Genomic DNA, 17745 nt, shown 5'->3' with positions numbered 1-17745 from the left:
AAAGACATTGGGCGATTTTTGTCAATTGTTTTTTATCTAAAGCGAACTAATCAATTAAATCCCTTACCAGATAAAGATTTTGTTGATTTATGCCCCCCTATCGAACCATAACAAGTAACGAAGAGCCAACATTTTTAACAAACTCTGCCAGTCAACTCCCATCATTACCCTTCTAATTGTTGAATAGGATGGGACTCTTTCTGGAATTATGTTAAATTCTTTACTCAGCCTGTGCCGATTATTTTTAGCAAACTCTCCTAGCTCTCTATAACCTGAGTATCCTAGCATTGTTCCCAGTATTATTACTACTAATACTATCCATAAAGGGTGTCTTTTTCCTTTATCTTTCCGAAAGTCCTTGACTTGTTTCAGTTTTTCTATTAAGCTCAACATATATTTTAAAGGTTGGCGGTCACTTCTCATTTTACCTGATAGTGATCGCTTTTACTTTTGATATTCTGATGGGAGAATGAATCAGCCCTACCCTTATCAAGGGGAAACTAAGGGGGGATCGAACATAAAATCCATTTTTAATTTAATTAGACCTCTTGCATAATTTTTTTATGGTATAATGGAACATCTTTCTTTTTTCTCGATTTTTAGATGGAAGTGGAAAAAAGAATAAAATGTGATCTTAGGTCAGGAAATCATCCATACTTTTGCTATGTTTATTAGCAAAAATATGGATTATCAAAACTTATCAGATGAACAGTTCAAACGCCGTTTCGGTGTGTATAAACAAACCTATAGAAAGATGGTAGGATGGTAGAATCAGTAAAAAGTGTTGAAGCCGACTCTAATTCAGTATCTAAAAGCGGACCGAAACCTAAACTATCTATAGAAGAACAAGTTTTAGTAACGTTAGAATATTGGCGAGAATGTAGAACATATTTTCACATTCGTACAAGCGGTCAAATATCAGAATTAACTATAGGCTGTAAATAAGACGGAAAAAATGCTTTCACAATCGGGAAACTTCCGTTTAAAAGGAAAAAAAGCTCTACTAAATCAAGCAGAGATACCGGTCGTAACGGTAGTGGATGTAACGGAAACTCCCATTGAACGCCCCAAAAAGAAACAGAAAAATTTTTTTTTCAGATAAATAAAAGGTTCTTCGTTACCTAGTATGGTTCGATAGTGCGGCATAAATCCACTAAATCCTTATCTGGCGAGAGATTTAATTGATTTAGTTCGCTCTAGATTGAAAACAATTGACAAAAATCGCCAAATGTTTTTCTCTATAATAGTTTCATTCCTTATAACCCTGTACGTTGCATAAGACAAACCGAAGAACCGTTTTATTTTCCCCCAATATCTTATCATCTAAAATGAAATAGCCCCGGGTGTTAGGAGGAATTTGCCCTATTTCCCAACACCCTAACAACTTAGATAATTAACCCCTTTGTCGAGTATTAATCACCTCACCAGCTGCATTAACTAACTCTAGCTGTAGCGGCATTTGTCCCATAGCGTGAGTGGAACAACTTAAACAGGGATCATAGCAACGAATACCCGCTTCCACCCTGTTTAACATCGCTTCGGGAATTTCACCACCATGGATATAATGTTGGGCGATTTGTTTCACCGTTTGATTCATGGCCAAATTATTATTACCCGTGGCAATAATTAAATTCACCGTTTCAATCAAACCATTTTCATCCACTTTATAATCATGGAATAAAGTACCCCTGGGTGCTTCACTAACTCCCACCCCTTGCAGATTATTAATTCCTGCTTCGGCCCGGCAGCGTTGAGAAACTATATCGGGATCATCGATTAAACGTTCAATCTGTTCTAAACAAGCCAAAATCTCGACTAAACGAGCATAATGATAATAAAAAGAAGAGGTTGCTACACCACCGACCCGATGGCGATATTCGCGTAACTCGATATCCGCTCCCTCCGTGCCAAAATGGGAACAAACATTTAAGCGGGCCAAGGGACCAACTCGATAGATACCATTGGGATAACCGAGGGGTTTATAGTAGGGAAACTTCAAATAAGACCATTTTTCCACTGATTCGCCGATATAATCGCGATAATTGTCTTCGCTCAGGTTATCGGCTACGATATTGCCTTGACTATCGGTAAAACGAATATGACCACCGTAGTGTTCCCACTCGTCCCGTTTACCAACCAATCCCATAAATAGAGAAGGGAAATTACCAAAAGCGGCGATTTCTGTGGTTAAATTGTCCAGAAGTCCTTTAAATAGGTTTAAAGCCGTGTAAAGAGTCGCCTTAGACTCCGGCAGTCGTTCTTTAATCCATTGTCGCCCTTCTTCGCTTAGAGGGGAACGCACACCCCCCGGTACAGACCAAGCGGGGTGAATTTTTTTGGCTCCCAAAAGTTCAATAACTTTCTGTCCAAATTGACGTAAACGGATGCCTGCTCGCGCTAGGTCGGGATCGGCGGCAATTAAACCGAAAACATTCCGTTTAGCGGGATCACTTTCCCAACCAAGCAGAAAATCGGGACTGCTAAGATGAAAAAAGCTTAAAGCATGGGATTGGGTTAATTGTCCCAAATTCATCAAGCGCCGCAGTTTTTCCCCCGCAGGGGGGATTTGCACCGCTAGAATTTTATCGCCGGTTTTGGCGGCACAAAGTAGGTGACTAACGGGGCAAATGCCGCAAATTCGGGCAGTAATTCCCGCCATCTCCCACATCGGCCGTCCCTCGCAGAATTTCTCGAAACCACGATACTCGACCACATGAAAACGCACGTCATCCACTTCCCCCCCATCGTCAAGGAAAATCGAGATCTTGGCATGGCCTTCGATCCGGGTGACGGGATCGATAACGACGGTTTTAGTCATAGTAAGTCCTCATTGTTCAGGAGTTCCACAGAACGGCATTGTGGAGACTGCGATCGAGCTTGGTTTAAACGATAATTTATCCCGATCTCCGCCCTGCTGTTTCTATGATAGTTATTACCCTCCTAGCAATCCTAATTTTTATAACAATTTTTCCCGATTCTCAATCGCGGCTAATTTGGCATTTTGTAACAAATACTACAGAAAATAGTTCGGAAATCCGCAATGATTACATCTCACTTTGCTGGTGTTGATCGGTCATTATATATATAGAAGTCGGTTCTCGGCTGTCAGTCTTCCTCTCAAAGCTGAGGGCGAAAGGGTCGGAAGTCAGCCAAATTGTTTATGACTAATCGGGAAAATCACCTTTTTGTCTTGTAATCTTACCTAACAGTATCAGCGGCACTGCCGAGGATTCGGGAAAAAGCGACCCAAAAACAAGCGATTGTAGTTGATAGTTCTAGGCTGTAATACTTTTGTTCTAAATGTTGGGGGAAAAAGGATAAACCTAACATCATACCAAAGAATGAATTAGCTTTGAACCTTTAGGGGATTGTCTGCGTCTAAAAGCACAGGATACAATCAAAGGAATTCCGAATCGAACTCATACCGACTTCAGATAAGCCAGACTCACCCGCGAGTCGGAATAGTAACAGACTTTTTCTGTGTCAAGGAGTCACCACCAAACCAATGCCCACAGCAAAAACCAACCAAACTCAACCACAGCCCACCCTCAATGCCGATATGGTGCGTACCTATCTGCACGAAATTGGGCGGGTTCCCCTCCTAACTCACGAACAAGAAATTATTTACGGCAAACAAGTCCAACGGATGATGAGCCTGTTAGAAGCAAAAGAAGCACTATCGAAACAATTAGGACGGGAACCACAGCGCTTGGAGTGGGCGGATTCGGTGAATTTAAGCGAAAATGAACTGGATCGCGCCTTGAAAACTGGCGATCGAGCTAAACGGAAAATGATTGAAGCTAACCTCCGCTTGGTAGTTGCGATCGCAAAGAAATATCAAAAGCGGAACATGGAATTCCTCGATCTAATTCAAGAGGGTAGTCTGGGATTAGAAAGAGGTGTAGAGAAATTTGATCCCACCAAAGGTTATAAATTTTCTACCTATGCTTACTGGTGGATTCGACAAGCGATTACCCGTGCGATCGCTCAACAGGCCCGCACCATTCGTTTACCCATCCATATCACCGAAAAACTGAATAAAATCAAAAGAACCCAGCGCGAACTCGCCCAAAAACTGGGAAGAAGTGCCACCCCTGCCGAGATTGCCCTGGAATTAGAGCTAGAACCCGCTCAAATCCGCGAATATCTCAGTATGGCTCGTCAACCTATCTCCCTTGATGTGCGCGTCGGCGATAACCAAGATACGGAATTGTCGGAATTATTGGAAGATAGCGGAGTTTCTCCCGATACCTTCATCACCCAAGAGTTATTACGGCAAGACTTAGCCAATCTCCTGGCCGAATTAACCCCCCAACAACGGGAAGTGATTACTCTCCGTTTCGGTTTAACCGATGGCAAGGAGTTATCCCTAGCCAAAATCGGTCAGAGAATGAACATCAGTCGGGAACGGGTGCGACAATTAGAACACCAGGCCCTAGCTCATTTGCGCCGTCGCCGGGCCAACGTCAAGGAATATATTGTCGCTAGTTAGTAAGATTAGCAAATAACCAAGAAGGAGAGTTCAAGCTCTCTTTTTTTTGGGTTTAATTAATATAGAATCCCGATTAGTTTTCACCTGTGGCAGTTCCGTCATGACTAGATCAACAGAAACAGCGACCCCAACACTATACGAAGAAGATTTTTATCTCTGGCTAAAAACCACGGCAGAACAATTAAAAAAAGGCCAGTTTGCCGAGGTGGATTTAGACAATTTAATTGAGGAGATTGAATCGATGGGGAGAAGTGAAAGACACGCGCTCAAAAGTCTTTTAACTCGTCTCCTAGAACATTTACTCAAATTAACTTACTGGCAATCGGAAAGAGACCGGAATGGTAATCATTGGAATGGAGAAATCAATAATTTTCGGGCAGAAATTCAAGATTTACTGGAGGATAGCCCTAGTTTAAAGCCCTATCTTCGGGAGATTTTTGAGCCATCCTACCATACAGCTTTAGAGGCCGTCCGGAAAAAAATGGGTTTATCCCCCGGCGGTTTACCCAGTCAGATAATTTTTAATCTCGAACAGGTTTTAGATCATCAATGGCTGCCGATCGATTGGGAATAAACTATTGACTGTCTAAATCACTCCTTAAATCGCTAAACAGTCATCAGTGAACTGAAAACTCAAATCTGATAACTGGTAACTGATAACTGATAACTGATCTGGTTTTATTCAAGCAATTTCTTCAGCAGGGCATCCACTTCCTCCAGGCCAGATTGATTATTTTTCAGCACATAAACCGCTCGCGCTTGCTTAAAAGCTTCCTCCGCCTCTCTTTTTCGTCCCCGGCCCGCGTAGGACCGACCGAGATTAAGATAGACATCAGCGTTATTGGGGGCGATTTCGGCCAAATCTTGATAGGCGATAATTGCTGCAAGATAATCTTTTCTGGCCAGATGGATGCGACCGATTCCCGCTTGTGCTTCCAACGATTGGGGTTCTAGGAAAACAGCCCGACGATAAAAGGGGAGAGCCTCGTCAAAACGCTCTTGTTTTTCGAGTAAAATCCCTATTTTTAGCTGAATTAAAAAATTTCCTGCATTTTGTCGTTCTATTTCTTTTAAAATTTGGGTTCCACCATTTAAATCGCCCTGTTTGAGCAAAAGGCTGGCCAGCTGCAATCTTAATTCACTATTGTTAGGGAATCTTTGCAGGGATTTTTGGAGAAAATCGAAGGCTTCGCTGCTTTTATTCTGTTCTATCAAAGCTTTACCCATGATTTCGTGGGCTTGCTGATTATTGGGGTCGAGAGCTAAAACCCATTGGTAAACTTCGCCCGCTTTTGCATAGTTTTTTTGTCGCAATAACACCACCCCTAAACCGAGGTAGTGTTGGACGTTTTTCGGTTCTATTTGGATAGCGTAGTAGTAAGCGGTGGCTGCATTGTCATAATCGCCGATATTAGCCAAACTATAACCGAGAGCATGGAAAAAGTCGGGATTGCTCGGATCGAGGCTTAAAGCTTTTTGGTATGCTTGGGCGGCGGCGTTATAATCCCCTTGCCGCGTTTGTAAAAAGCCGATCCCGGAGAAAATTTTGGCATTATTGCTATCAAGGGCGGCGGCCTGCTCGTAAACGACTATAGCTTCCCCATAATTGCCATTTTTGACCAATTGCCGCGCTTGACGCAGTAGTTCGTTAACCTGTGAATCCTTGCTCACGATTGCCCCGGCTGGACTATCAGCGATCGCAATTGAGGCAGAGAAACAGCCCCCCGCAAGGAGACTGACGAGCAAGATTAAACGGGTAAATTGTTCCATCGCTTTACCTTTGTTAACGATTCTTAATTAAAATTTATTGTAAATGGTATTGACAAAAATCAACTATTCTGCATCACCCTTGAACGAGATTATTGCGGGCCTCTTGGGCAACTTGGGCGCTTTTATCGCTGGTTAACTGGGTCAAAACAGCGATCGCATCTTCCCCCCCTAAGCGGCCTAAAGCTTGAGCAAGACGATAGCGCAGTTGCCAGTCATCATCATTAGCCAAGGGAACGAGTAAAGAGACGGCGCGAGGATCGCCTAGTTCCCCAAAAGCGCTAACGGCGGCCGTTTTTACCAGTTCATTATCGGAGTTTAGGGCGATTTCGAGCAGTTCAAAGCCCCGGGGTTCCCCCAATTCGCCCAAAGCGGCCACAATGCTAAATTGAATTAACCACTCGCTGGATTGTTCATAGACGGCCACCAGATCATCGTAGGCTGCCGTTAATTTTAACCCCCCGATCGCATCGGCCGCAGCCGCTTTCACGTCTGCTTCGGGATCATTTAACAAGCGATCGCGTAGAATAGTTAAGGCCAGATCGAGATTCTGACGACCGAGGATATCTAGCTGACTTACCGCCGAATAACGCACCCTAGCGTTACTATCGTTAATTAAAGGCTGTAACATCTCGAATGCGATTTCTGGGGCTAAATAACGCAGTTGATTAACTCCCGATAAGCGATCGCCATAATCATTGGAATCGAGCAGCCGTTGCACGGATTCGGGGGAATAATTCATAATTTGATGACACCCTTAACAATTGGACTGGTATTAATTGTCCCATGAATAGTTATCGAATACTGACTATCTTGATCATGTTTAGTTCCCCGGTTTTTTGGGGCTGTAGTCCTCCCTCTCCCCCTAAAAAAGAACCGACGGCTAAGATAATCATTTCTCCTTCTCCCAGTCCGATTATTCCCCCATCAGACATTAAGGCTGCTAATCGTTATCGTCAATTGGGATTACAGTATCGTCAACAGGGAGATTTTATCAAAAGTATTGAGGCTTTAAAAAAATCGGTACAGTTAAACCCCAATCATCTAGACGGGAGAGTAATTTTAGGCTGGACACAACACCTAGCTAAACAACCTTTAGCGGCACAAACAACCCTCGAAGAAACGATTAAAATTGCTCCCGATCATGTGGCTGCTTATAATGCTTTGGGTATTGTTTATCTTGTCGGTGGTCATCTTGAAAAAGCCGTAGTCACTCATACTAAAGCCGCTAGTTTAAAACCCGATAATGAAATCGCCTACTATAATTTATCCCTCGCCTATCATCGCCTAAAAGATTTTGATTCAGCTATTACTAACGCTAAAAAAGCAGTTAAATTAGAGCCAAATAATCCCCATCCTCTTGTGGCTTTGGCAATGATTTATTTAGATCAAGGTGATAGTAAAAAAGCGCAGGATACCTATAAAAAGGCTAGGGATTTAGACGGTCGTTATCGAGAAAAATGGTTTCTGGCACACCTGAAGGAAGCGGGTTTTAGTCAGGAGCAAATTAAATTAGTCGAAAAGTTACTATCCGAGATTTAAAAATTATTATTTCCCCTTAAGATGCCTGTCGATGTCCCAGTTTTAGGAAAATAGTTTCTAAATCTTCGCGGCAAGTATAAAACTCGCTTAAGTTCAGACCAGAAACCACTAAAAATTTCAACAATTCAGCACTATCTTCTAGGGTTCCCGTAAATTTAACCCGGAGAGTATTAGTATTAATAATTCTTTGCCAACTTTCCACAAAAACACATTGTTTAAGAGCGTTTTCTAAGGCTTCTAAATTGCCCAGAGTCGTAATCTGCAAGTATTGACCAGCTAGACGTTGATTTAATTCCTCTAAAGAGGTACTTTCCACTAGATAACCTAATTCCATTATACCCACAGAAGTACAAAGTTCCGCTAAATCACTAAGGACATGGGAGGAAATTAAAATAGTCATACCTGCCGATTGTAAGACTTTAATAATCTCACGAAATTGTAGGCGAGCGATCGGGTCTAATCCAGAAACCGGTTCATCGAGAAGTAAAATTAAAGGTTCATGGATAATCGTTCGGGCTAAACTTAAACGTTGTTTCATCCCCCAGGATAAAGTAGCGATCAAATTATGACTTTTATTGGTTAATTGTACCAGTTCTAGAACCTCATAAATGCGGCGATGACGTTGGGAGCGAGGGATATGATAAAGACGGGCAAAATAATCAAGATAATTCCAGACATTTAGGTCATCGTAGAGGGGAAAATTATCGGGTAGATAACCTAAATTTCTTTTGAGACGGGGATTACTCTCATCTCTTAAAAGACGTTCTCCGTGCAGATATATTTCTCCGGTTGTCGGTTCTTCCGCTGCCGCTAACATCCTAATTAAAGTGGTTTTTCCCGCTCCATTTGGACCGATTAACCCGTAAACTTCCCCCGCTTCAATCTGTAAATCCACTTGATTAACAGCCCCATGGCGGTCAAATTGTTTGGTTAAACCAACGGTAGCAATGGCTAATTCGGGTGCGTTCATAAAGTTTTTAAGTTAGGTTCTGAGGGTGACTCGCTAACCAAGAATACAGGGTTTATCTCCTATGACTTCCTCTGGTTGTTGTTAAATTGTTTAAGTCTTAATATCTTCTCAATTTTTTGATAATTGACCACTGTTACATTTGGTAAATCGAGGAGTTGATCAAAATTTATCCACATAACCCACCTCCTATTCTGTATTGATATTATAACATCCTCACACAGAACCTAGAAGAGCCGCCTTATCTTCTGAGTATTCACAATTGATCGGTAAATACCTTGTATAAGAAGAGTCCAGGCGAAAAAAAGCCAAAAAGTAGCGGAATGTATAGCGCGGCACTACATCTCAGAAAAAACCTCCTACAATGGAGACAAGAATGATCGGAGATTAATAGGGGTGAACGTCATGTTAGTGATTTTAACCGACGAACACATTCTCGATACGGGTTCTGTGTGTCAGGGCTGTCTTTTAGCCAACCAGCAGGGGCAGCCCCGGTGGCGAGAGGGTAAACTAGGCTGTGGTCATTCCCTAGGCAAAGGGGGCAGCCAACAGCCCAATCTCTACGAGTGTCAGATGGGCTTTACAATTGCTAATATTGAAGGCTAATCGAACCTACTAAAGGATCAACCTAGAGTTGAATTAGCGGGGTTTTCTTGGGACTCCGAGGAGAGAATCAAGGCTATTGCTCATCCCCAATTCAGCTTAGATACAATGACAATAATGGCTAAGGGTTTTGTAGCATTGATCGTAGGCTTTTTGGGCTTGGGTTAAAACATCGTCGGAAATTTGTATATCTAATTTTCTGGCTTGTTTAATAATTTTACCCGCTCTGATATTCTCGGAAGAATCGCCTAGCCCACGAATGCCAGTAGTGTTTAAAACTCGATATTCTTCAGAAAATCCCGTTTTAGTATCGAGATGACTCTGTAAACTATTAAAGACCAATTGACTTTGGTTTAATAGTTGATCGTGGGTGATAAGTAAACTCTTTTCTTGACTGTTAATTAAGCGAGCATAACTTTCTAAAGTGGCTAAACGACCAGTATAATAACCCAGGGCTTGCTGCTCATTGTGATGGGGTTTAATATCTAGAATACTAGCTAAAGTGCGCTTCGGTTCTCGTAGTAAAAATATGGTCTTAACCGCATCAGATTGCAAAAAACTATGATCTAAAAACTTCTCATCGTGAAGAACTTTATCTAAAATATATTTATGATTCATGTTTAAATCTTTCAAACGCCAGTGGAGTCTAAACATTAAAGTTTTAAAATCCTGTTCACTCTCATAAACCAGATGAGTTTCGCCAAAACCGATAATTTCAGGGTTAGAATTGAGGATATGGGTCAATAAAGACGAACCCGATCGCATATGGCTAAGAATAAATAAAACCTGATAGGGTTGGGGACGAAAGAGAATTTTATAGGGGTCTTTGGGTATATCAATGCGTGCCTGAAAATACTTATAAGTTAAACGATGGGCTAAACCCTGCCAAGATTGGGGCAAGCGCTCGAGGGCTATAGTCATAGGTTAATCAGGAATTGCGTCAACTTGTCGCTCAGATTCCCCTATAATGTATCCCATTTAAGACCCAAATAAAAGTGAGGTTTATACAAAATGGGATTGCCAAGTTGTTAGCTCTGGTTTTTTACAGCGCGAACCAATGTCTGGTTTATGATCAACCAGCAATTCTCATTTTGAAACGATTTTGCGTTGTTTCAGCGATCTAGAGATTCGTTAAGAATTATTAACCCCTCTAGGTGCAAGGGTTTTAATGTCATGAAACCTTAAAATGAGAATTGCTGAATAATAATCCCTACTCCGTCGTTGTGCAAAATGGTGTTATTTATGCCACCGATGCGGGGGGAAATTCCTTGCTCAGAGTTGATGGCAACGGCGATATAAAAGTGATCGCTGCTTTTCCCGTTCCCTCAGTTACACCACCACCCTTTATTCCTAATTTAAAGTCAACTTCTTTGTAACCGTTCGGGCGGGGGACGAAATCTGGCAATCTGAGAGATATCGCTCTTGGAGGGACTCTGGCAAAAGTCTTACAGTCTCTAAACTCTAGCTCTCTTATGGGGTAAACCTTCAAGCTATCGCTAACTAACAGAAACCCGAAATTTGAGTTTTTATTAGAAAAAAAGTTAGCGATCATTTGTCAAGCAAGGGTTTCAGAATCTGGATTCGGTCAGGGATTTCCGAAAGTTCCAGAAGATCGATGACTCTACTAGCCTCAAGATAGCAAAAAACCCGGCGGGAAAATCTCCCCACCGGGTCAAAAAGGCAAAAGTAAAGAATTATTTCTGATCAGCCTTTTTGCTTGACTTATCACCCATTTTGTACTTACGCAAGAAGCGATCGACCCGGCCCTCCGTATCAATCATCTTCTGGGTTCCCGTATAAAAAGGATGATTACCCGACCAAACCTCCACATGAATTTCTGGTTTGGTCGAACCCACCGTCATCACCACTTCACCATTACAGATCACCTTAGCTTCCGGATACCAAGTAGGATGAATTTTTTTCGGCATAATAAACCTCTCTATTAACCTAACGTTTCGAGTATTGAGGCGCTTTACGCGCTTTGTGAAGACCGTATTTTTTCCGTTCCTTCGCCCGGGGATCCCGAGTCAGATAACCTTCACTCTTGAGGGGAGGACGATTTTCCGGGGCCAATTGACATAAAGCTCTAGCGACACCCAATTTCACCGCGTCCGCTTGGCCGGTCAAACCACCGCCCTCGGCCTTAACGATGATATCATACTCGTTTTCCAGTCCCAAAGTCTCCAGAGGAGCCTTGATCGTCTGGATATAGGTGGGAATGCGGTTAAAGTGGGTTTCCCCATCGCGACCGTTAACGGTAATTGCCCCCGTCCCCGGCACCAGACGCACGGAAGCGACCGCCGATTTGCGTCGTCCCGTTCCCCAATAAACTACCTTATTTTTACTGTCCGTGGCTTGCATTGACTTAATTTCCTCCTGCGGGAATCGTATTAATCGCTAAAACTTCCGGTTGTTGTGCCTGATGGGGATGTTCCGCACCGGCATAAACTTTCAGTTTCGTGAACAATTTCCGACCTAAGCTATTTTTCGGGAGCATTCCCTTAACAGCGTGTTCGATAATCCGTTCGGGAATGCGTTTTTGCAGTTTATCGAAGCTTTCTACCTTCATCCCACCCGGTCTGCCGGAGTCGCGGCGATAAACTTTCTGTTGGCGTTTTTTGCCCGTTACCGTCACTTTTTCAGCGTTAATAACAATGACAAAATCCCCCGTATCCAGATGGGGGGTGAAAGTGGCTTTATTTTTGCCCCGTAGAATCATGGCGATTTCGGTGGCCAGACGACCTAGACGCTGATCGGCCGCATCGATGACGTACCATTTCTGCTCTAGAGTCTCTAAATTTGGTAGCGGTGTTTTGTTCATGGTCAGTTTGCCTTGCTTTACAAAAATAAACTTTGAATCTCTATGCTCGGAAATAATAAAGAGGCTGAGTCTCGCACCAGACGCTATCGGCAAAGGGAAAATCGGCGTAACCCACCCGCAGTAAACATAGTCCTTTAGCTGGTGCGGCGTATTTGACCAATTCTCGGCGCTGATTGACCCAGATGTCGGTAAAGTTTTCTAGCGATCGCTCACCAGTTCCCACCTCCACCAACATTCCCACCAATAGGCGCACCATCCCGTACAAAAAGCCATTGGCTTGAATTTCCATCTGTACAAATGGCCCTTGACGGTAGCATTCCACCCCCTGTACTTCTACCCAGGAATGGTCACGACTAGAGTTGGCACGGTGAAAGGCGGCCAGATGGTGCTTACCCAATAAGGGAGCCAGGGCCCTGGCCATCAAATCGGCATCGAGGGGACGATGGTAGTAGTGCCAACTAAAGGGGCTAACAAAGAGATTGGGGATGGGGTCGGTATAGAGGGTGTAACGATAACGTCGCCAGAGGGCCGAGAAACGGGCGTGCCAGCGATCGGGAACTTGGGCTGAAGCCCGAATGACGATATCGTCATCTAGCCGAGCATTGAGAACCTTGGCCCAATGGGCAGGTGGGATCGGACTCTGCTGCTGGAAATGGGCAACTTGGGCGGCGGCGTGAACACCGCTATCGGTACGTCCGGCCCCGTGCAGAGTGACGGCATGACCGAGAATATCGGCCAGAGCCTTCTCGATTTCTTCCTGCACGCTCCTGTGATGGGGTTGCCGTTGCCAGCCGTGGAAATTAGTTCCCACATACTGGATAACTAGGGCGATCCGCGACTGGGGGCAAGCTGTCATCGTTACATCAGTTCGATAATCGCCATGGGGGCATTATCCCCGCGACGGCGCAGGGTACGCACCACCCTGGTATAACCGCCGTTACGACTGCCATAACGGGTCTGGGCACCTTCAAAGAGGGCGTGAACCAGTTGTTTGTCGTAGATGTAGCCCATGGCTTGGCGACGGGCGCTCAGGGAACCGTCTTTAGCTAGGGTGATAATGTGGTCTACCTCTGCTCGCACCGCTTTCGCTTTCGCTAGGGTGGTGGTGATCTGACCGTGGCGAATTAGCTGGGTGGCTAAGCTGCGCAGCAGTGCCTTTCTTTGGTCAGCTGGTAGACCCAATTGAGGCACTTTACACCGATGTCTCATGGTATTTTCCTGGAATTGGGTTTACTTGCTTTTTTCTTGGGGTAGGGTGATGCCTAACCGTTTTTGTAGGGCTTCAATGACTTCTTCCGCCGATTTCTGCCCAAAGTTTTTGATTTCTAAGAGATCTTCTTGGCTGTAATCGAGGAGGTCGGCTACGGTGTTGATCTGCGCTCGCTTCAGGCAATTGTAGGCGCGCACGGATAATTGTAGTTCCTCGATCGGAATTTGGTTTTCTTGGTTGATCTCTTGGTCGTCAAAGTTACCGGAGGATTCGAGGGCGTTGAGATCCTTGAGCGGGTTAAAGAGATTAACCAGCATATCGGCCGCTTGGGAAAGGGCTTCTTTGGGGTTAATGCTCCCGTTTGTCCAAATTTCTAAGAGCAGACGATCTCTAGCTTGACCGCTTTCGGAACGGATATCTTCGACGCTGTAGTTGACTTTGGTTACGGGCATAAAGATAGAGTCGATTTGCAGAAAGTCGAGCGAAGTGGCTTCTTCTTTACTGCGATCAATTGCCCGGTAGCCTTTGCCTTTTTCCACGCGAAATTCCATCTCTAGCTTGGCCCCTTCGGCTAGGGTGGCGACGTACTGATTGCGATCGACTATCTCGACTTCTGAGGGTAAATCGAATTGTGCCGCCACTACCGTCGCCGGTCCAGTTGCCACTAAACGCCCGATCTGGGTTTGATTGGTGTAGCTTTTGAGGGTGATTTCTTTCATGTTGAGCATGAGTTCCATCACGTCCTCGCGTACCCCCTCGACGGTGGCAAATTCGTGATTGACTCCCGCGATCCGCAGGGCCGTCACGGCCGCTCCTTCCAGATTGGAAATGAGAATCCGTCTTAGGGCATTACCTACGGTTGTACCCTGGCCTCTTTCTAGAGGTTCTAGTACAAATTTACTGTACTGACTCTGATTCTTGTAAGTTTTTGCTTCTACACACTCGATTTGAAATTGCGCCACCGATTGACCTCCCTTGTTCAGTTATCAGTTATCAGTTATCAGTTATCAGTTTTCTTTAGCTTTCAGCGTTTAGCGTTCGGCGTTCGGCTTTTTGAGCAGATGGTCTTTGACGACCCAATTCTGCTGCTGATGCGCTCAAAGCTAACGGCTGCTGGCCTCAAGATCCCTGTCACCTGAAAAAGCTGTTCACTGTTTACACTCTCCGGCGTTTGGGAGGACGACAACCATTGTGGGGGATGGGAGTCACGTCCCGGATTAGGGTGATTTCTAATCCTGCTCCTTGCAGGGCCCGGATTGCGGTTTCCCGTCCTGCCCCAGGGCCACTAACCATCACTTCTAGTTGACGCATTCCCTGTTCGATCGCTCGGCGGGCGGCGTTATCGGCGGCGGTTTGGGCGGCGAAGGGGGTTCCTTTTTTGGCTCCTTTAAAACCACTCGATCCCGCCGATGCCCAAGAGATCACATCGCCTTTGGTATCGGCGATCGTGACAATGGTGTTGTTGAAGGTCGATTGAATGTGAGCGACTCCGGTAGGAATATTTTTCTTCTGTTTTTTTGGTCCGGTTTTTTTGGTTGGTCGCGCCATAGTTTTTCTTGATTGGGGGATATCGCAATGAATAAAAAATTATTTCTTGGAGGGGGCTTTTTTCTTCCCTGCCACTGTCACCCGACGACCGCGACGGGTCCGCGCATTGGTTCGCGTCCGTTGCCCGCGCACGGGTAATCCTAGCCGATGCCGACGACCTCGATAGGTGCCGATATCGGCGAGGCGTTTGATGTTCATCGCCTCCCAGCGTCTCAAATCCCCCTCGATTTGATAATTTGTCTCGATATAAGTCCGTAGCGCCGCCACGTCTTCATCGCTGAGATCCTTGACCCGAGTGTCAGGGTTAACACCCGTCGCGGATAAGACTTCTTGGGAACGCGATAGACCCACTCCGTAGAGGTAGGTCAGGGCGATTTCCACACGCTTATCGCGAGGTAGGTCTACACCAGCTATCCTTGCCACGCTTTTTTTTTCTCCCTATGAACGATTTTTTTTCCAAAAACGACTACAATTAACGGTAACGATTCTCTGCCCCAAGACAGTGACTTTGGTGGATTAACCTTGTCTCTGCTTGTGTTTGGGGTTAGAACAAATTACCATGACTCGACCGCGCCGACGGATGACGCGGCACTTTTCGCACATTTTTTTGACAGACGCTCTAACTTTCATGCCTAACTATTTTGGCAACACTGCAAGCTTATTATTATATCAGATTTCTTTTACTCGTGTCACCTATTTTTTTTAAATAAATTTGGCTGCTTATTAGGCTTTTTGGCTTCTCTGCCCCTATTTATCGCTATTTTTTTTGATTTTTCAGGCGATAGGTAATTCTGCCTTTGGTTAGGTCGTAGGGTGTGAGTTCCACTTTGACTCGATCGCCGGGGAGGATTTTGATATAATTACGGCGGATTTTGCCGGATATATGAGCTAAGACGTTGAAACCGTTATCTAAATCCACCCTAAACATGGCGTTAGGCAAAGATTCGGTGACGGTTCCTTCCATTTCGATGAGATCTTGTTTGGACAAAGTTAATTCCTCAATTTCACTGGGGACAATTTATTTAATGATTCGGATCTCTCTTGGGTTTGGTGGTTAAAATGTATTCTAAGATACATTCCTCCCAGCGGGGGGGTGGAACGAACCACAAAGACACAAAGGACACAAAGATTGATCGATCATATAGTAAGTTAAACTTATCACACAGAACCTAGTAGGAGAGCCGATTCGGCAGCAGCAACCGTGCTGTCACCACAGTTCCCCCAGTATAGCTTATCAGTGATCAGTGATCAGATGTGAGTTTTCAGTTCACAGCAAAAAAGCGCCCCATCTTCCCTCTCCCCCCGCAACGCGCACGAAGTGGTCTCCTGACTCCAGTCTCCACCCCCATCTCCCCACTACTAGGCAGTATTAGGGAGTAATATGGCTCTTCGTTACTTGTTATGGTTCGATAGGGTGGCATAAATCGACTAAATCCTTATCTGGCAAGAGATTTAATTGATTAGTTCGCTCTATATCAAAAACAATTGACAAAAATCGCCAAACGTCTTTCTATATAAGGGTTCCATCCCTTATAACCCCCGTACATTGCATAACACAAACCGAAGAACCAGTAATATTTAGATAATCAACAGCTTAACATTGCCGTCTTTTCACTGATTACTGATTACTGATTACTGATTACTGTTCCCTGAAAGCTGGATTACTCTACGACAATTCGCCATTCATGGAGTTCGTATTCCACACAACCATTCTCGATTAAAGGATCGCGAACTATAATTGCTTGGGCTTCCTCAAGAGAATCGGCCTTAAATAATAACATTCCGCCGCCCCTTTCTGCCCAATAACCGGTTTTTGCTGCTCGTCCTTGGCTAATTAAATCACGCACATAGTCCTTATGGGCGCTGACATAGCGATCGAAGGTAGTTTTATCAACAATGCCTTTTTCTATCTTGACAAACCAGGGCATAAATTCTCAGGAGGCTAGGACTGATTAACAATCATATAATTATACCGATTAATCTTGACCGTCGAGGGTGCAATATAACAGAGATATACAATTAGCTAGAGTTGTGGAAGACTGCTAGAATCGAGGTGACAGCTTTATTTCTGTAGCTTTGCTTGCTTCCATGAATCAACCCCAGGGATCTCTATTTTTTATTGCGCTTTTGCCGCCGCCAGAAGTACAGGAAATTGCCACAAAAATCAAGTTAGAGTTTGCAGAAATTTACAATAGTCGCGCTGCCCTGAAATCGCCTCCCCACGTCACTCTCCAACCCCCTTTCCGGTGTAATTTAGAACAATTACCCGATTTAGAAAGATGTTTAGAGGAATTTGCCCGCTTGCACGCTCCTATTCCCCTAATTCTCCAGAATTTTGCCGCCTTTAAACCGCGAGTTATTTATATTAATGTCCAGAAAACCCCAGAATTATTAACCCTGCAAAAACGGCTTTTACAGCAGCTAGAATCTTCCCTGAATATCATTGATCATGCCTCAAAAAGCCGAGCTTTTGCGCCCCATTTAACCGTTGGCTTCCGAGATTTAACTAAAGATAATTTCTGGAAAGCTTGGTCAAAATATGCTAATCAAGAGCTATTTTTTGAGGTGATAATTGATGAAATTACCCTCCTAATTCATAACGGTAAGCGCTGGGAAATTTATCGGCAATTTTCTCTATAATCCTGACCCTTGCAGGTTTCTGCGGCTGCATATCATTTTTGTAAATCTACTAAGTTGGGATTTTAAGGGGAAACTCTCTACTAAAATAGGGCGTTACTTTCGATTTTATCACTCAATCCAAGCTTTTGGGGGGTTCTACCCCCCAAACCCCCCGT

At 44.3% G+C, this 17745-nt stretch carries 22 protein-coding genes and 2 pseudogenes; 7 read left to right on the top strand and 17 right to left on the bottom strand.

What is annotated here, in order from left to right:
- Positions 1-129: 129 nt before the first annotated feature.
- A pseudogene (locus IQ224_RS13650) lies at positions 130-393 on the bottom strand (transposase family protein); the annotation flags it as partial.
- 271 nt (positions 394-664) lie between these two features.
- Between IQ224_RS13650 and IQ224_RS13645 the strand changes: the two are divergent.
- Positions 665-1093: pseudogene (locus IQ224_RS13645) on the top strand (transposase family protein); the annotation flags it as partial.
- Between the two features lie 300 nt (positions 1094-1393).
- Here the strand turns inward: IQ224_RS13645 and IQ224_RS13640 are convergent.
- Positions 1394-2818, bottom strand: a complete 1425-nt coding sequence (locus IQ224_RS13640) for a Ni/Fe hydrogenase subunit alpha (RefSeq protein ID WP_002737360.1) — start codon at positions 2816-2818, stop codon at positions 1394-1396.
- Between the two features lie 687 nt (positions 2819-3505).
- On the opposite strand from IQ224_RS13640, the gene IQ224_RS13635 reads away from it, so the two are divergent.
- Both IQ224_RS13635 and IQ224_RS13630 read left to right on the top strand, forming a co-directional pair.
- Complete coding sequence (locus IQ224_RS13635) at positions 3506-4492, top strand: RNA polymerase sigma factor, RpoD/SigA family (protein WP_002737778.1); 987 nt, start codon at positions 3506-3508, stop codon at positions 4490-4492.
- Positions 4493-4592: 100 nt separating this feature from the next.
- A complete protein-coding gene (locus IQ224_RS13630) occupies positions 4593-5066 on the top strand; it encodes a DUF29 domain-containing protein (RefSeq protein WP_002737830.1) in 474 nt (157 codons plus the stop codon).
- Positions 5067-5170: 104 nt separating this feature from the next.
- Here the strand turns inward: IQ224_RS13630 and IQ224_RS13625 are convergent, their stop codons facing one another.
- Positions 5171-6262 carry a tetratricopeptide repeat protein gene (locus IQ224_RS13625; RefSeq protein ID WP_194033078.1) on the bottom strand — a complete coding sequence of 364 codons (1092 nt, stop codon included), beginning with the start codon at positions 6260-6262 and terminating at the stop codon, positions 5171-5173.
- Between the two features lie 73 nt (positions 6263-6335).
- Positions 6336-7001, bottom strand: coding sequence for a phycobilisome degradation protein NblB (nblB, locus tag IQ224_RS13620; RefSeq protein ID WP_194033077.1), 666 nt, complete (start codon positions 6999-7001; stop codon positions 6336-6338).
- 44 nt (positions 7002-7045) lie between these two features.
- On the opposite strand from nblB, the gene IQ224_RS13615 reads away from it, so the two are divergent.
- Positions 7046-7801, top strand: a complete 756-nt coding sequence (locus tag IQ224_RS13615; RefSeq protein ID WP_194033076.1) for a tetratricopeptide repeat protein — start codon at positions 7046-7048, stop codon at positions 7799-7801.
- A gap of 16 nt (positions 7802-7817) precedes the next feature.
- Here the strand turns inward: IQ224_RS13615 and IQ224_RS13610 are convergent, their stop codons facing one another.
- Complete coding sequence (locus tag IQ224_RS13610; protein ID WP_002746284.1) at positions 7818-8771, bottom strand: ABC transporter ATP-binding protein; 954 nt, start codon at positions 8769-8771, stop codon at positions 7818-7820.
- A gap of 402 nt (positions 8772-9173) precedes the next feature.
- Here IQ224_RS13610 and IQ224_RS13605 point away from each other — a divergent pair, with 402 nt between their 5' ends.
- Positions 9174-9374 carry a hypothetical protein gene (locus tag IQ224_RS13605; RefSeq protein ID WP_002735656.1) on the top strand — a complete coding sequence of 67 codons (201 nt, stop codon included), beginning with the start codon at positions 9174-9176 and terminating at the stop codon, positions 9372-9374.
- A gap of 96 nt (positions 9375-9470) precedes the next feature.
- Here IQ224_RS13605 and IQ224_RS13600 read toward each other — a convergent pair whose 3' ends face one another.
- Entirely contained in the window at positions 9471-10292 is an 822-nt protein-coding gene (locus IQ224_RS13600; RefSeq protein ID WP_002746282.1) for a sulfotransferase, read from the bottom strand.
- Between the two features lie 272 nt (positions 10293-10564).
- Between IQ224_RS13600 and IQ224_RS13595 the strand changes: the two genes are divergently transcribed.
- The gene (locus IQ224_RS13595) at positions 10565-10747 is read left to right on the top strand and encodes a hypothetical protein (RefSeq protein ID WP_002746279.1); all 183 of its coding nucleotides are present in this window, start codon (positions 10565-10567) and stop codon (positions 10745-10747) included.
- 318 nt (positions 10748-11065) lie between these two features.
- Here the strand turns inward: IQ224_RS13595 and rpmE are convergent, their stop codons facing one another.
- The 11 genes from rpmE to IQ224_RS13540 form a co-directional block, all read right to left on the bottom strand.
- Complete coding sequence (gene rpmE, locus IQ224_RS13590; protein ID WP_002735793.1) at positions 11066-11299, bottom strand: 50S ribosomal protein L31; 234 nt, start codon at positions 11297-11299, stop codon at positions 11066-11068.
- A 19-nt stretch (positions 11300-11318) separates the two neighbouring features.
- On the bottom strand, positions 11319-11732 hold the full coding sequence (rpsI, locus tag IQ224_RS13585; RefSeq protein ID WP_002737094.1) for a 30S ribosomal protein S9: 414 nt from the start codon (positions 11730-11732) through the stop codon (positions 11319-11321).
- A gap of 4 nt (positions 11733-11736) precedes the next feature.
- Entirely contained in the window at positions 11737-12192 is a 456-nt protein-coding gene (gene rplM / locus IQ224_RS13580) for a 50S ribosomal protein L13 (protein WP_002735375.1), read from the bottom strand.
- A 40-nt stretch (positions 12193-12232) separates the two neighbouring features.
- Positions 12233-13048: a tRNA pseudouridine(38-40) synthase TruA gene (gene truA, locus IQ224_RS13575; RefSeq protein ID WP_002747547.1), complete on the bottom strand. Its 816-nt coding sequence runs from the start codon at positions 13046-13048 to the stop codon at positions 12233-12235.
- A gap of 2 nt (positions 13049-13050) precedes the next feature.
- On the bottom strand, positions 13051-13401 hold the full coding sequence (rplQ, locus tag IQ224_RS13570; RefSeq protein ID WP_002736334.1) for a 50S ribosomal protein L17: 351 nt from the start codon (positions 13399-13401) through the stop codon (positions 13051-13053).
- 21 nt (positions 13402-13422) lie between these two features.
- Entirely contained in the window at positions 13423-14364 is a 942-nt protein-coding gene (locus IQ224_RS13565; RefSeq protein ID WP_002747544.1) for a DNA-directed RNA polymerase subunit alpha, read from the bottom strand.
- A 193-nt stretch (positions 14365-14557) separates the two neighbouring features.
- Positions 14558-14950, bottom strand: a complete 393-nt coding sequence (gene rpsK / locus IQ224_RS13560; RefSeq protein WP_002735413.1) for a 30S ribosomal protein S11 — start codon at positions 14948-14950, stop codon at positions 14558-14560.
- Between the two features lie 39 nt (positions 14951-14989).
- Positions 14990-15373 (bottom strand): 30S ribosomal protein S13, encoded by a 384-nt coding sequence (rpsM, locus tag IQ224_RS13555; RefSeq protein ID WP_002735415.1) that lies wholly within the window; start codon positions 15371-15373, stop codon positions 14990-14992.
- Positions 15374-15466: 93 nt separating this feature from the next.
- Positions 15467-15580: a 50S ribosomal protein L36 gene (gene rpmJ, locus IQ224_RS13550; protein ID WP_012593611.1), complete on the bottom strand. Its 114-nt coding sequence runs from the start codon at positions 15578-15580 to the stop codon at positions 15467-15469.
- 127 nt (positions 15581-15707) lie between these two features.
- Positions 15708-15938, bottom strand: a complete 231-nt coding sequence (infA, locus tag IQ224_RS13545; RefSeq protein WP_002737109.1) for a translation initiation factor IF-1 — start codon at positions 15936-15938, stop codon at positions 15708-15710.
- A 673-nt stretch (positions 15939-16611) separates the two neighbouring features.
- On the bottom strand, positions 16612-16878 hold the full coding sequence (locus IQ224_RS13540) for a YciI family protein (protein WP_002736524.1): 267 nt from the start codon (positions 16876-16878) through the stop codon (positions 16612-16614).
- A gap of 160 nt (positions 16879-17038) precedes the next feature.
- Here IQ224_RS13540 and IQ224_RS13535 point away from each other — a divergent pair, with 160 nt between their 5' ends.
- Entirely contained in the window at positions 17039-17590 is a 552-nt protein-coding gene (locus IQ224_RS13535) for a 2'-5' RNA ligase family protein (RefSeq protein ID WP_194033075.1), read from the top strand.
- Positions 17591-17745: the final 155 nt, after the last annotated feature.

It is taken from the genome of Microcystis sp. LEGE 00066 (genome assembly GCF_015207925.1).
Taxonomy (GTDB): domain Bacteria; phylum Cyanobacteriota; class Cyanobacteriia; order Cyanobacteriales; family Microcystaceae; genus Microcystis; species Microcystis ichthyoblabe_A.
This window is presented reverse-complemented; position numbering and strand designations above follow the sequence as displayed.